The sequence below is a fragment of the Rhizobium sp. BK316 genome, assembly GCF_014193695.1.
Taxonomy (GTDB): domain Bacteria; phylum Pseudomonadota; class Alphaproteobacteria; order Rhizobiales; family Rhizobiaceae; genus Rhizobium.
In genome coordinates, this window is sequence record NZ_JACHZR010000004.1 from 385,006 (window position 1) to 397,447 (window position 12,442).

The 12,442-nt window shown below is 61.0% G+C and carries 15 protein-coding genes; 4 read left to right on the plus strand and 11 right to left on the minus strand.

Annotated elements, in window-relative coordinates:
- Positions 1-22 precede the first annotated feature (22 nt).
- Positions 23-577, minus strand: a complete 555-nt coding sequence (locus FHT87_RS20710; protein ID WP_183804686.1) for an alpha/beta hydrolase — start codon at positions 575-577, stop codon at positions 23-25.
- 163 nt (positions 578-740) lie between these two features.
- Between FHT87_RS20710 and FHT87_RS20715 the strand changes: the two genes are divergently transcribed.
- Complete coding sequence (locus FHT87_RS20715; RefSeq protein WP_183804688.1) at positions 741-1,544, plus strand: DUF2189 domain-containing protein; 804 nt, start codon at positions 741-743, stop codon at positions 1,542-1,544.
- Between the two features lie 118 nt (positions 1,545-1,662).
- The gene (locus FHT87_RS20720; protein ID WP_183734957.1) at positions 1,663-2,133 is read left to right on the plus strand and encodes a low affinity iron permease family protein; all 471 of its coding nucleotides are present in this window, start codon (positions 1,663-1,665) and stop codon (positions 2,131-2,133) included.
- A 45-nt stretch (positions 2,134-2,178) separates the two neighbouring features.
- On the opposite strand, the gene purB is transcribed toward FHT87_RS20720, so the two are convergent.
- From purB to FHT87_RS20745, 5 genes are all read right to left on the minus strand, one after another.
- Positions 2,179-3,486 carry an adenylosuccinate lyase gene (purB, locus tag FHT87_RS20725; RefSeq protein ID WP_183804690.1) on the minus strand — a complete coding sequence of 436 codons (1,308 nt, stop codon included), beginning with the start codon at positions 3,484-3,486 and terminating at the stop codon, positions 2,179-2,181.
- A 62-nt stretch (positions 3,487-3,548) separates the two neighbouring features.
- Positions 3,549-4,034 carry a hypothetical protein gene (locus tag FHT87_RS20730; RefSeq protein WP_183734959.1) on the minus strand — a complete coding sequence of 162 codons (486 nt, stop codon included), beginning with the start codon at positions 4,032-4,034 and terminating at the stop codon, positions 3,549-3,551.
- Between the two features lie 2 nt (positions 4,035-4,036).
- Positions 4,037-4,765, minus strand: coding sequence for a DUF2259 domain-containing protein (locus FHT87_RS20735; RefSeq protein ID WP_183804692.1), 729 nt, complete (start codon positions 4,763-4,765; stop codon positions 4,037-4,039).
- The gene (gene rpe / locus FHT87_RS20740) at positions 4,765-5,442 is read right to left on the minus strand and encodes a ribulose-phosphate 3-epimerase (protein ID WP_183734961.1); all 678 of its coding nucleotides are present in this window, start codon (positions 5,440-5,442) and stop codon (positions 4,765-4,767) included. The genes FHT87_RS20735 and rpe overlap by 1 nt, the downstream gene beginning before the upstream one ends.
- 57 nt (positions 5,443-5,499) lie before the next feature.
- Positions 5,500-6,582 carry an ABC transporter substrate-binding protein gene (locus FHT87_RS20745; RefSeq protein ID WP_183804694.1) on the minus strand — a complete coding sequence of 361 codons (1,083 nt, stop codon included), beginning with the start codon at positions 6,580-6,582 and terminating at the stop codon, positions 5,500-5,502.
- A gap of 172 nt (positions 6,583-6,754) precedes the next feature.
- Here FHT87_RS20745 and FHT87_RS20750 point away from each other — a divergent pair, with 172 nt between their 5' ends.
- On the plus strand, positions 6,755-7,249 hold the full coding sequence (locus FHT87_RS20750) for a flavin reductase (RefSeq protein WP_183734963.1): 495 nt from the start codon (positions 6,755-6,757) through the stop codon (positions 7,247-7,249).
- Positions 7,250-7,259: 10 nt separating this feature from the next.
- On the plus strand, positions 7,260-7,577 hold the full coding sequence (locus tag FHT87_RS20755; protein WP_132651605.1) for a TfoX/Sxy family protein: 318 nt from the start codon (positions 7,260-7,262) through the stop codon (positions 7,575-7,577).
- 2 nt (positions 7,578-7,579) lie between these two features.
- Here the strand turns inward: FHT87_RS20755 and FHT87_RS20760 are convergent, their stop codons facing one another.
- The 5 genes from FHT87_RS20760 to FHT87_RS20780 all read right to left on the minus strand — a co-directional run bounded on the left by FHT87_RS20760 (position 7,580) and on the right by FHT87_RS20780 (position 12,374).
- On the minus strand, positions 7,580-8,002 hold the full coding sequence (locus FHT87_RS20760) for an NUDIX domain-containing protein (RefSeq protein WP_183734964.1): 423 nt from the start codon (positions 8,000-8,002) through the stop codon (positions 7,580-7,582).
- Between the two features lie 8 nt (positions 8,003-8,010).
- On the minus strand, positions 8,011-9,501 hold the full coding sequence (locus FHT87_RS20765; RefSeq protein WP_183734965.1) for a DEAD/DEAH box helicase: 1,491 nt from the start codon (positions 9,499-9,501) through the stop codon (positions 8,011-8,013).
- A 155-nt stretch (positions 9,502-9,656) separates the two neighbouring features.
- The gene (locus tag FHT87_RS20770) at positions 9,657-10,979 is read right to left on the minus strand and encodes a M23 family metallopeptidase (protein ID WP_183734966.1); all 1,323 of its coding nucleotides are present in this window, start codon (positions 10,977-10,979) and stop codon (positions 9,657-9,659) included.
- A 106-nt stretch (positions 10,980-11,085) separates the two neighbouring features.
- Entirely contained in the window at positions 11,086-11,901 is an 816-nt protein-coding gene (locus tag FHT87_RS20775) for a ferritin-like domain-containing protein (RefSeq protein ID WP_183734967.1), read from the minus strand.
- Positions 11,901-12,374 (minus strand): peroxiredoxin, encoded by a 474-nt coding sequence (locus tag FHT87_RS20780; RefSeq protein ID WP_183734968.1) that lies wholly within the window; start codon positions 12,372-12,374, stop codon positions 11,901-11,903. Before FHT87_RS20780 ends, FHT87_RS20775 begins: the two co-directional genes overlap by 1 nt.
- Between the last annotated feature and the right edge of the window lie 68 nt (positions 12,375-12,442).

Below are 12,442 nucleotides of genomic sequence, written 5' to 3' on the forward strand. Positions count from 1 at the left end.
ATATGCCGGATCTTCCGGTTTCTCAGCCGGGCAGGCGGCTCAGGAACTGGGCAAAGACCATCGTGCCCTCGGGCCAGGGACCGTGGCCGGATTCGGCATTGATGTGGCCGGACTCGCCGGCATCCACCAGGAAGGAACCCCAGCTGTTGGCGATATCGTCTGCGTGCTCATAGGTGCCGAAGGGATCGTTGCGGCTTGCGACCGTAATCGACGGGAAGGGCAGCGGGTCGCGCGGGTAGGGGCCGAAGGTCATGAGATGCTTCGGGCGGATATCCGGATTGGCGACGTCAGGCGGCGCCACCAAGAAGGCACCGGCAACCCGCTTCTGAAACAGCGGGATCGCATGGATGACCGAGGGCACCCCGAGGGAATGGGCGACGAGGACGATGGGGCGCGTCGAGGCATTCACCTCTTCGGCGATGCGGGCGATCCAGTCCTCGCGCACGGGCTTGGACCATTCCGCCTGTTCGACGCGCCGCGCGGTGCTGAGCTTTGCTTCCCAGCGGCTCTGCCAATGGTCGGGGCCGGAATTGGTGTAGCCGGGAATGATGAGGATATCTGCGTCTGAAGCTTTCATAGTTTCGCCGATGTGAGAAAGCTTGACCGCGATGTCAAGGGAAAGAGCGACTTAGCTCAAGAAATTTGCTATGGTGGCTGCATGCCGGTTGCGTTCTCGTGTCGGCCCGCTTTGTTGCCGCCACATTCGCCTCCGGCTCATCTTGGCTGAGGAGGAGAAAGCCATGGCGACATTTCATGTCATGACGGGTGCCAGCGAGAACTTCGAGCGGCCCGCGGTTAACAGCATCAGCATAGCCGACGTCTTCGACGCGCTCAGGCTCGGTTTCGAGGATTTCCGCGAGAAGCCTTCGCATTACGTTTTTCTGTGTCTCATGTATCCGATCGCCGGCATCTTCCTGACGATGCTGACCTCGGGCGCCAATCTCGCGCCGATGGCCTTTCCGCTGATGTCGGGTTTCGTGCTGATCGGCCCGCTTGCCGCAATCGGCCTCTATGAAATCAGCCGCCGGCGGGAAGCCGGGCTCGACACCTCTTGGAAACATGCGCTCGACGTGCGCCGTTCGCCGGCTCTGCCGTCGATCATCGCCGTCGGCCTCCTGTTGTTTGGGATCTTCACTGTCTGGCTGGTCACAGCGCAGACCATTTATACAAGCCTTCTCGGCGAAGTTTTCCCGCGCTCCATGTCGCTCTTCCTGCAGCAGGTATTCGGCACGCCCGAAGGCATGCAGCTCATCCTGTGGGGCAATCTGGTCGGCCTCGGCTTTGCGTTCGTCGTTCTGGCGATCACAGTCGTGACCTTTCCGATGCTGCTCGACAGGGACTGCGGAGCGGTGGCCGCGATGGTCGCCTCGATCAGGGCAACCTTCGCCAATCCGGTACCGGTACTGCTCTGGGGCCTGATCGTTGCCGCGCTGCTGGTCGTCGGCACGATCCCGCTCTTTGCCGGCCTCGCACTCGTCATCCCGATCCTCGGCCATGCGACCTGGCATCTCTACCGGAAGCTGATTGCCCGCGAAGCCACGTGAAGGCAACATTCCAGGGGTGTCGCGAATTTGCACGATGCCCCGGAATTTCACCGTACTCGGGAACCTCGGAACCTTCCTTGGAGTTTGTCTTGCGCCGACTTCTGAGGAGGATTTCAAGGTGACTTTACGCCATTTGTTTGCGCGTTTCGCGACCAAGATATCGGAGTTGGCGGGCAAGCCGGTGACCTTCATACTGGCGCTTGTCGCCGTCATTATCTGGGCCGCTCTCGGTCCTGTATTCGACTACTCCGAAACCTGGCAGCTCGTGATCAATACCGGCACGACGATCATCACCTTCCTGATGGTTTTCCTGCTTCAGAACGCACAAACGCGCGATACACGGGCCATTCAAGCCAAGCTCAATGAGATCATCCTGACGAGCCATGCCGAAAACCGCTTCATCGGCATCGAAAATCTGGACGAAGAGGATCTCAAACATCTCGACCGGCTGGTAGCCAAGGCGGCTAAAGGGCGGGGAGAGACCGAGGCTTGCAGGATATCGGATGAGCAAGCCGATACATCACCTGCAAAAAGCGGGTCAAGAAAACGCAAGACGTCGGCGGCTGCCACGCCACGCAAGCGGAAATGAAAACGGCGCCTCGTGGGCGCCGTCCGATGACATATTTTGTGCCGATCAAGCTTCGCCGAAGACGCGGCGGAAGATCGTATCCACATGCTTCGTATGATAACCGAGATCGAACTTCTCGCGAAGATCCGCCTCGGAGAGCGCGGCGCGCACTTCGGCATCGGCCAGCAGTTCTTCGAGGAAGTCCTTGCCCTGTTCCCAGACCTTCATCGCATTGCGCTGGACGAGGCGATAGGCATCCTCGCGCGACGTGCCGGCCTGGGTAAGCGCCAGGAGAACGCGCTGCGAATGGACGAGTCCGCGGAACTTGTCGAGGTTCTTCATCATGTTCTCGGGATAGACCACGAGCTTTTCGATGACGCCGGCCAGGCGGTTCAGCGCGAAATCGAGGGTAATCGTCGTATCCGGGCCGATAGCGCGCTCGACGCTCGAATGACTGATGTCGCGCTCATGCCAGAGCGCCACATTTTCCATCGCGGGGACGACAGACATGCGCACGAGACGCGCAAGGCCGGTCAGGTTTTCGGTCAGAACCGGGTTGCGCTTGTGCGGCATGGCCGAGGAGCCCTTCTGGCCCGGCGAGAAGAATTCTTCCGCTTCCAGCACCTCGGTGCGCTGCATGTGGCGGATTTCGATCGCGACGTTTTCGATCGACGAGCCGATGACGCCGAGCGTGGCGAAGAACATGGCGTGACGGTCGCGCGGGATGACCTGCGTGGAGACGGGCTCCGGCACGAGGCCGAGGGCGGCGCAAACGTGTTCTTCGACAACGGGATCGATATTGGCGAAAGTGCCGACGGCGCCGGAAATGGCGCCTGTCGCAATTTCGGCGCGGGCGGCCACGAGGCGGGCGCGGTTGCGGCTCATCTCCGCATAGAAACGGGCGAAGGTTAGACCCATCGTCGTCGGCTCGGCATGGATGCCGTGGCTGCGGCCGATGCGGATCGTATCCTTGTGCTCGAAGGCGCGCGTCTTCAGCGCTGTCAGAACGCGGTCCATGTCGGCGAGCAGGATATCGGCAGCGCGCACGAGCTGGATGTTGAACGTGGTGTCGAGCACGTCGGAGGAGGTCATGCCCTGATGGACGAAGCGGGCATCGGGGCCGACAATTTCTGCGAGATGCGTCAGGAAGGCGATGACGTCATGCTTGGTGACGGCCTCGATCTCATCGATGCGAGCAACGTCGAAGGTCGCCTTGCCGCCCTTTTCCCAGATGGTGGCGGCGGCCGACTTCGGGATCACGCCGAGGTCTGCGAGCGCGTCACAGGCATGGGCCTCAATCTCGAACCAGATGCGGAACTTGGTTTCGGGAGACCAGATGGCGACCATATCGGGTCGGGAATAACGAGGGATCATGGGCGAGCGCCTTCATTTCGTGACAGTAGCTGCCGCCCCTGTAGCAAAGACGGCCGGCAATCTCAACGCATGCGTTTGGCAAGAGCCAGGCTGGTGGCGAGCAGACAGACGAGTCCGATGGGCAAAAACAGCCCCAGACCGATAACGAGAAACTGATAAACGGCGCTCGCGCCGGTAAAGACCAACTGGAACATCCAGATGACCGATCCGAACGGCGCGTGCCAGCGGGAATAGAAAATCCGATAATCCATGGCGAAGAGAAAGGCCGTCATCAGAACCGTGCCCGCCGTCAGCGCCAGGAAGAAGGCGGCGAAACGCGTCTCGACCCGATGGCCGAGCGCAAGGTATCGTCCGGCAAGCAGGTTGAAGGGCCAGGAAAGCATCCCGCCGCCGAAATAGAGGAGGGCGAGATCGAGCACATGGCTCGTCTCCATGCCATTGCGCAGATAGAGCCCGGCCATCGCCGAGATCAGCATCTGGACGCCCCATAGCGGGGCGCCGATGAAAAGTTCTGGTAAGGACGGCCATGCCGCCCGCAGACGGTTCATTCTCAGGGATGAACCGGAACGGCGATCCAGCGGCCGTTGCGACCGTCAGGAGAAGCGCTCAGCGCGAGGACGAGGGCGATATGGACAGGCTTGCCCGATTCCGGCTGATAGACGAGGGCGCCGCCCATGCGATATTCCACCGGGCAGCCGCGGTCATCAGAAATGGCCTTGTCCTCATGGACGAGCTGGCGGTTCGGTGCGCCGTCCTTTTCGATGAGCTGCAGGGTGAAGCCGATGACGCGCTTGACGTCCTTGCAGCTTTCCGGCTTGGCAACCTCGGCATCGCCGAGCAGCAGCGAATAGGCGCCGCGCGGCGGGCCGTCGCTTGCAATCGTCGTGTAGCGGATCGTCTTCATCGGCGAGCCGAGTTCGGTCGGCGGGTTGAAGGCGGCGATCAGGCCCGGATTGGTCAGAAGGTCATATTTGTCCATCTGCTGGCGGGCTGCCGTCAGGTTCTGGCGGCGCGCCTTGGACAGATTGGCGTCCTTGTCCGTCAGTTCCAGGTGAAAGGGCGTGCCCTCGAGATCGGCCCCGGTATCCGTATCGATGAAATAAGTATCCGAATAGGGAACCTTGCCATCCTTCAGGCCGAATTCCTGGAAGGCGAAGACCTTGCCGTCGGCAGAAAAGCCGACAGGCTGCATACTGGCGATATCGCCGGCATAGGCCGTGGCGGCCATGCCGGTCAGCAGGGCGGCGAAAAATCCGCCCATGAACATGCGCTTGGTCATCAGCGAGCTCCCTCAGCCGCGTTGCGAAGGGCTGATATCGCCTGGCGATAGGCCTCGACCGAGCCGCCCTTGAAAATTGCCGATCCGGCGACGAGCACATTGCCGCCGGCCTTCGCTACGACGGGCGCGGTATCGACCGTCACGCCGCCGTCCACCTCAAGCTCGATCGGGCGGTCACCGATAAGTGACTTCGCCGCGGCGATCTTGTCTGCCATTGCCGGAATGAATTTCTGGCCGCCGAAACCGGGATTGACGGACATAATGAGAATGAGATCGACATCGTCAAGCACGTTCTCGACCACCGAGAGTGGCGTTGCCGGATTGAGCGTGACGCCGACCTTCTTGCCGAGATGGCGGATCGTCTGCAGCGAGCGGTGCAGGTGGGGTCCTGCCTCCGCATGCACGGTGATGCGGTCGCAGCCGGCCTTGGCGAAGGCCTCCAGATAGGGATCGGCCGGCGAGATCATCAGATGGCAGTCGAAGGTGGCATCCGTATAGGAACGCAACGACTTAATGACATCGGGACCGAAGGAGATGTTCGGCACGAAATGCCCATCCATGACGTCGAGATGGATCCAGTCGGCGCCGGCCGCAGTGACGTTGCGCACTTCCTCGCCGAGCTTTGCAAAATCTGCCGCCAGGATCGATGGAGCGATGCGGATGGGCAGTGTCGTCATGGTCTCGGTCTCCTCTCAACCGGTAGCGGCGGGCCGCCTTACGGCATCGTCAACAGGTCAGTCCGTCCCATCGGCTGGCGGGACGAAAGCATCGCCGTGCCATTCGAGAAGACGATAGGGATTTTGCGAAAGCTCATGGGCCGGCGTGAAGGTAACCGGGCCGATCGGCGTATCGAATTGCGTTCCGACCAGCTTTTCTGCGACTGGCTTACCTTCGCTCAACGCCGCCTGCACGGCCTGACTCGCGATGAGTGCTGCAGCTGCCGCAGGCAGGACGTAGCCTTGAGGCTCAACTCCTGCTGCCCGCATCGCGTGGACGGTTGAATCTGCCTCCGACAGAAGAGCGTATTCCGGAATCGCGACGGCGCGTACACCGTCCGCAAGCGCAAGCGGCTGGTTGGCAGCCCGCATCGCATCGCCGCTCAGGATATCCAACGGAATGTTTTCAGCCTTGGCGTCACGCGCGATGACGGCGACATCGTTCCTATCGCCGCCGATAAAGACCTTGGTGGCGCCCGCCCGTTTCAGGCGGCGCACGAGGCCGATCTGCTGTTCCTGTCCCGGCCTGTATGTGTCGGTAAAGACCGCCTTCAGGCCGTTTTCCTCCAGAGCGTTGCGCACGGCTTCCGTCAGTTCACGGCCGTGGATCGTGCCATCCTCGACAAGGGCGATCGGAGACGCCGCCCATTGCTGTAAGATGACCTGGATGATCTTGGCGGCTTCGTCGCCGTCCTGAGGGCCGAGGCGGAAGAAAGGCCAGCCGTTCTTCAGCGAATCCTCCATCAGGATACGCGAGCGCACCGACACGGTAATGGCAGGGATATTGGCATCCTTGAGCTTCGGCAGCGCGCCTTCCAGCGTTTCGCTGCAGAGGAAACCGATGGCGATCTGAACCTTGGCGGCAATCAGCGCATCGGCGATCGCCTGGCCGCTATTGTCCTGACAGGTCTCACTGATCGGAACGATCGTATCGCCAGCCTGCCCAATCTGGAAAACCGCGCCAGCGCGGACCTGGGCGCCGAGCGAGGCAAAGGTGCCGTCCTGCGGCGCCACGACGCCGATCGTCACGCCGGCCGCGCGGCTTTCGGCCGTCAACGCCAGAAGCGACAGAAGGGCGGCTATGACACGCAGGGTCATCATGAAAGGTGCAGGTCTCTCGTCTTGTCCATGCCCTTTTATCCGCACGGCGGCAATCGTCAAAGAAAAACAAGCGTGCTCTGCAGCTTTTAGCGGGTGCCATTGTAGAAAAGGTAACCGATGCCCGCCATATTGGTGAAATAACAAGAACAAGACACGGATTGTGGAGAAGCAAGTGTTGAACAGGCAGCATATCGATCCCGGCCTCTATCGCGATGCCATGAGCCGTTATGCCGGCCATGTACAGCTCGTGACGACGGCCATGGGTGAGGCGCGGCGTGGCGTCACCATCACGGCCGCCTGCTCGGTATCCGACAATCCGGCTTCCGTTCTTGTCTGCCTCAACAACACCAATGAGAAGAACGAGATCTTCTGGCGCAGCGGCATCTTTGCGCTGAACTCGCTCGGCGCGCACCATCAGGGTGTTGCCGATGCTTTTTCAGGCCGCACGCATCTGGAAAACGGGGATCGTTTCTTGAGCGCCCGCTTCGAAACGCTGGCAACGGGCGCGCCGGTCCTTGCCGATGCACTCGCGGTCTTCGACTGCCGGGTGACCGATATCAAGGAAATGCCGACCCATAACGTCATCTTCGGTGAGGTCGCTGCCGTTCGTTTCACCGAAATGCATCCGGCGCTTCTCTATTTTAACCGCGGCTACCATACGATATAGGCTCAGCAGCATGGACAATGCAGGCATCGAGGAAATGTTTCAGTCGCTTGGACCCGTCACCATCAAACGCATGTTCGGCGGTAAGGGCATCTATCATCTCGGCCGCATCCTGGCACTCGAAGTGCGCGACGAAATTCTGCTGAAGGCCGATGAAAAAAGCGCACCGGAATTTGCCGCAGCAGGTGCCAGCCAATGGTTCTATGAGGGCAAGAAGGGCGCTCCGGTGAAGATGCCTTACTGGAGCATCCCCGAAGAGGCCTATGACGACCCCGATATCATGGCGCGCTGGGTGCGGCTTGCCTATGAGGCAGCGTTGCGCGCGGAATGAGATCAGCGCAATTGCCCGGCCGGAAGAGCTGATATCGCGACCCTGGTGAAAGCCGACAGCGGCTCGGGCAGGTCGGCAAGGCCGAACCAGCCGAAATCCGAGAGCTTGTCCGGTTCCGTGAGTTGTGGCTCGCCCGTCACTTCACGGGCGATATAGAGAAGGGAAATCCAGTGCTGGCGGTCGGCTTCGATGATCTGTTCGGTAGAGCCGATCTGCTCGATGCGACCGATTGTCAGTCCCGTTTCTTCTTCGGCCTCGCGGCGCGCGGCTTGCTCAGCTGGCTCCATATGGTCGACCTTGCCGCCGACGATATTCCAGTAGCCGGCTTCAGGCGGGCGCATGCGCTTGTAGAGAAGGATTTTGCCGTCGCGTAAAATCACCAGGCCCACTCCGAGGCCTGGGAAATCAATGCCGGGCTTGCCCACCGAGGGTCTCAGATCTTGGCGTTTGCAGCGATCAGCATGAAGGCAGGGATGTCGTCGCCGAATCCGACCGGTGTCGGGCCATCGTCGTGATCACGGTGACGGCGACGTTCGCGATTGTCGTCGTTTGCCGGATAGGGCCGATTGCCGCGCGCATTGTTCTGCGGCTTCTGTTCTGCTTTGCGCTCGTTCTTCACGCTGTCGGCCTTTGCTGCTGCTTCCACGACTTCGCCGCCATTATCTTCGGCGTTGATATCAGATTTATGACTCGAAGACCGGCGGTCGCGGCCACGATCCTTGTCCCGCTCACGACCCTTGCCGCGGCGGGGAGAACGCTCGCTGTCGCGGCTTTCTTCGGCCGGCGGCAGGGCGGAGAGATCGCCGTTCAGCCATTCGACCTTCTCGCCGATCAGCTTTTCGATCGCGTCGGCATATTTCTGATCGTGACGGGTGACGATGGTGAAGGAAGCGCCGGAACGACCGGCACGGCCGGTGCGGCCGATGCGGTGGACATAGTCTTCCGAATGGATCGGCACGTCAAAATTGAAGACGTGGCTGACATCGGGAATATCGAGGCCGCGGGCAGCGACATCGGAGGCAACGAGCAGCTTGATGTTGCCGTCCTTGAAATTGGCAAGCATGGTCATGCGCGAACGCTGGTCCATGTCGCCGTGCAGGGCGCCGACGGAGAAACCGTGACGGTCCAGCGAACGGAAGAGTTCAGCGACGTCCTTCTTGCGGTTGCAGAAGATGATCGCGTTCTTGAGATCTTCCTGGGCGCGGATGAGGTCGCGCAGGACCGCGCGCTTCTCGTAATCCTTGCCATGCGAGGCGACGAAACGCTGCGTGATGGTCTTGGAAGCCGATGCGGGCTTGGCAACCTCGATGCGCTCCGGGTTCTGCAGGAAGCGATCCGCGAGCTTCTGGATTTCCGGCGGCATGGTGGCCGAGAAGAACAGCGTCTGGCGGGTGAAGGGGATCAACTTGGCAATGCGCTCGATATCGGGAATGAAGCCCATGTCGAGCATGCGGTCGGCTTCGTCGATAACGAGGATCTCGACACCGCTCATCAGGAGCTTGCCGCGCTCGAAATGGTCGAGAAGGCGGCCGGGGGTGCAGATCAGTACGTCCGCGCCGCGCTCCAGCTTGCGATCCTGATCTTCAAAGGAAACGCCGCCAATGAGGAGGGCGACGTTGAGCCGGTGGTTCTTGCCGTATTTTTCGAAATTTTCGGCAACCTGGGCGGCCAGTTCGCGGGTCGGCTCCAGGATCAGCGTGCGGGGCATGCGGGCGCGGGCGCGGCCCTTTTCCAGAAGCGACAGCATGGGAAGAACGAAGGATGCCGTCTTGCCGGTGCCGGTCTGCGCGATGCCGCAGATGTCACGGCGTTCAAGCGCGAAGGGGATTGCCCCGGCCTGAATGGGAGTGGGGATCGTGTAGCCCGCATCGGTCACAGCGGAGAGCACTTTGGGGCTCAAACCAAGTTCAGCAAATGTCGTCAAAGGGAAAACTGTTTCCGTTTCGTTCGGCCGGTCTCTGGCGAGTCGGCAGGATTGCATGCCGCAATGCTGGGCGACATAATCCGAAACGGCCGGCAAGTCAAGGAAGAGCGCCTCCACCTCAGGTAGCGGGGTGAAGCATTCGTTACCGCGACCGGCTATTTTATATAAGTGGCAAGTTTAAGGCCGGCATTCATAAAATAGATCGGGTCGACGGCATGTCCATCCTGACGCACCTCATAATGCAGGTGCGTGCCGGTAGAGCGGCCCGTGCTGCCGGCCAGGCCGATGACATCATTGCGGTCGACCGTGTCGCCGACCTTGACCAGAATTTCCGACATATGGCCGTAGCGCGTCGAAATCCCATTGCCGTGATCGACCTCGACCATGTTGCCGTAGCCGCCGGTCCAGCCGGCCGCGATCACCTTACCGGGCGCGGTGGGTCGGATCCTTTCGCCGGGCGAGAAGCGGAAATCGATGCCGGAATGAAGAGCAAGCCGGCCGAGGAAGGGATCGCGCCGGTTACCGAAGGGGCTGGTGACTTCCTTGCCGATGGCCGGATTGCGGAAGGGCAGGGCTTCGGCGGTGCTGCGCACGGCCTCCAGACGCGTCAGCGCGCCGTCGAGCTGGATCAGCGAATTGTTGAAGTCGTCGTTGCCTTCAGGCTCCACATAAGGACCGCCGACGGCGTCGTCCTCATCTTCCTTGGCGGCAACAGCCTCAGCCGGGACCGTAATATGGAAGCGGTCGAGTACGCCTTGGATCGTATCGGCGGCATTGCCGGCGTCGCTCGTCAGCAGCTCGATACGGCTCTTCTGATCCTGCTCGACGCTCTTCAGCGAAAGCGTGACCTTGGAAAAGATGCGGTCAGCGCGGTCGCCAACGGTTTCCTGTGATGGAACATAGGCGAGGGTGGAATTATCGGGCGTTTCGGCGTCGGCCGGCTTGCTATCGCCTGCCAGCATATTTTCAATCGCCTGCGCACCGCCGGTCAGCGAAGCGCGCTTGTCCTTGATGTCGGGCGCGTAGGATTGCGCCGAACCATTCGCGGCAGGCGCATCCTTGCCCGTCAGGCCAGAGCTTTGGGCGCGGTCGAGCAGGTTATCGAGCTTGCCGTGGCGCGAGGTCAACGCCATCTGCTGCTCCATCAGCTTGTCGACCTTGTCCTCGACGACCTGCTGATCGAGAAGCTGGCGGGAGGTGATGCGGTCGACCTGGGCGCGCAGTGCCGCGATGCGATCCTCATAGTCATGCTGCATACGGGCCTGGCGGGCCATGGTCGCACCGATCAGATCGTCGCGCAGCACGAGGTAAGAGGTGGCGAGCAGATAGCCGATGGAAAAGACGCCGACGAAGCAGAAGGCCAGCGCCGCCATCCAGGGCTTCACCGTCATGTGACGCACCTTGTCGCCACTGGCGAGGATGAGGACATGTTCCTGTACCCTCTTGCCGAATACCCGACTGTGATGTCCGTTCGTCACGGAGGGTCTCCCAAAGATTCGCCGTTTCAGCGCCGCCTCATTGGGAAATGATTACATACTTTTATGGTTAATAGTCGGTTTACGTCAGCAAGCCGGAGCTTACCAATCAGCTCTGGCTGGTCGAGGTCAGTGCCCTGTAGAAGGAGGGCGTCAGCCCGGCTTCGGCGCGGGCCACATCGTTGAACGGTGCCTTCAGCGGACCGCGGAAATTGGCCCGCACCAATTCCTGAAATGTCCTTGCAGGATCACGCTTTTCGCGTGCGCAGAGGAAGCGGAACCATTTAGCGCCGACGGCGACATGGCCCTTCTCGTCATTGTAGATGACGTCGAGAACCGCGGCACTTTCGAGGTCACCGGTCTCGCGCATCTTGGCCTGCAGCGCAGGTGTAACATCGAGACCGCGCGCTTCGAGAATGAGCGGCACGACGGCTAGGCGCGCCGTCAGGTCGTTGCGGGTCGAATGCGCCGCCTGCCAGAGGCCATCATGGGCGGGCAAATCACCATAGTCGGCGCCGAGATCGTTGAGCCGCTTGCGCACCATGCGGAAGTGCTTGGCCTCTTCGAAGGCAACCTGCATCCAGCCGTCGAAGAAGGAGTTCGGCACATGAGCGGAAGCGAATCGCGCCACGATATCGAGCGCCAGGTCGACGGCATTGAGCTCGATATGGGCAATAGCATGCAACAGGGCGATGCGGCCAGGCACGGTATGCAGTGAGCGCTTCTCAACCTGGGTCGGCGGCACCAGCAGCGGCTTTTCCGGCCGGCCGGGACGCTCCGGCAGGGGCGCGTCCAGCGGCGAGCGCAGCGAGATGCGCCGCGCAAACCATCTTGTGGCACTTTCCTGCGCGAGTTCCGTCTTGCGGTCGAGATCGGCGGAACGGATCGCATCGATCGCGCCGCCGCGCAGCGAGGTGATGCTCATCACGCAGCAAGGTTCCTGACGGCTGCCAGTACCGTTTCGGCATGGCCTGCGACCTTTACCTTCTGCCAGATGGTGGCAATGGTACCGTCCTGGCGGATCAGGAAGGTGGTGCGCTCGACGCCCATGAAGGTGCGGCCATACATCTTTTTTTCCTTCCACACGCCATAGGCCTGCAGCACCGTCTTCTCTTCGTCGGAGGCAAGCGCCACCGTCAGCTTGTGTTTCTTGATGAAACGATCGTGGCAGGTCGCCGAATCGGGCGACATGCCGACGACGGCGGCCCCGGCGGCTGCGAACTCACCAGCAAGTGCCGTGAAATCCAGCGATTCGGTCGTGCAGCCCGTCGTGTCATCCTTGGGATAGAAGAACAGAACCACTGGCTTTCCATGGAAATCCGAGAGTGAAATGCGCCCGCCGCCATCGCGCGGGAGGCTGAAATCGGGAGCAAGAGAGCCGATACCGGGTGCGGACATTCTCAAAACTTTCTTTTGCCGGGTTTAGGAGGGATACTATATCAGACGGGTTATATAGTGGATGAGAC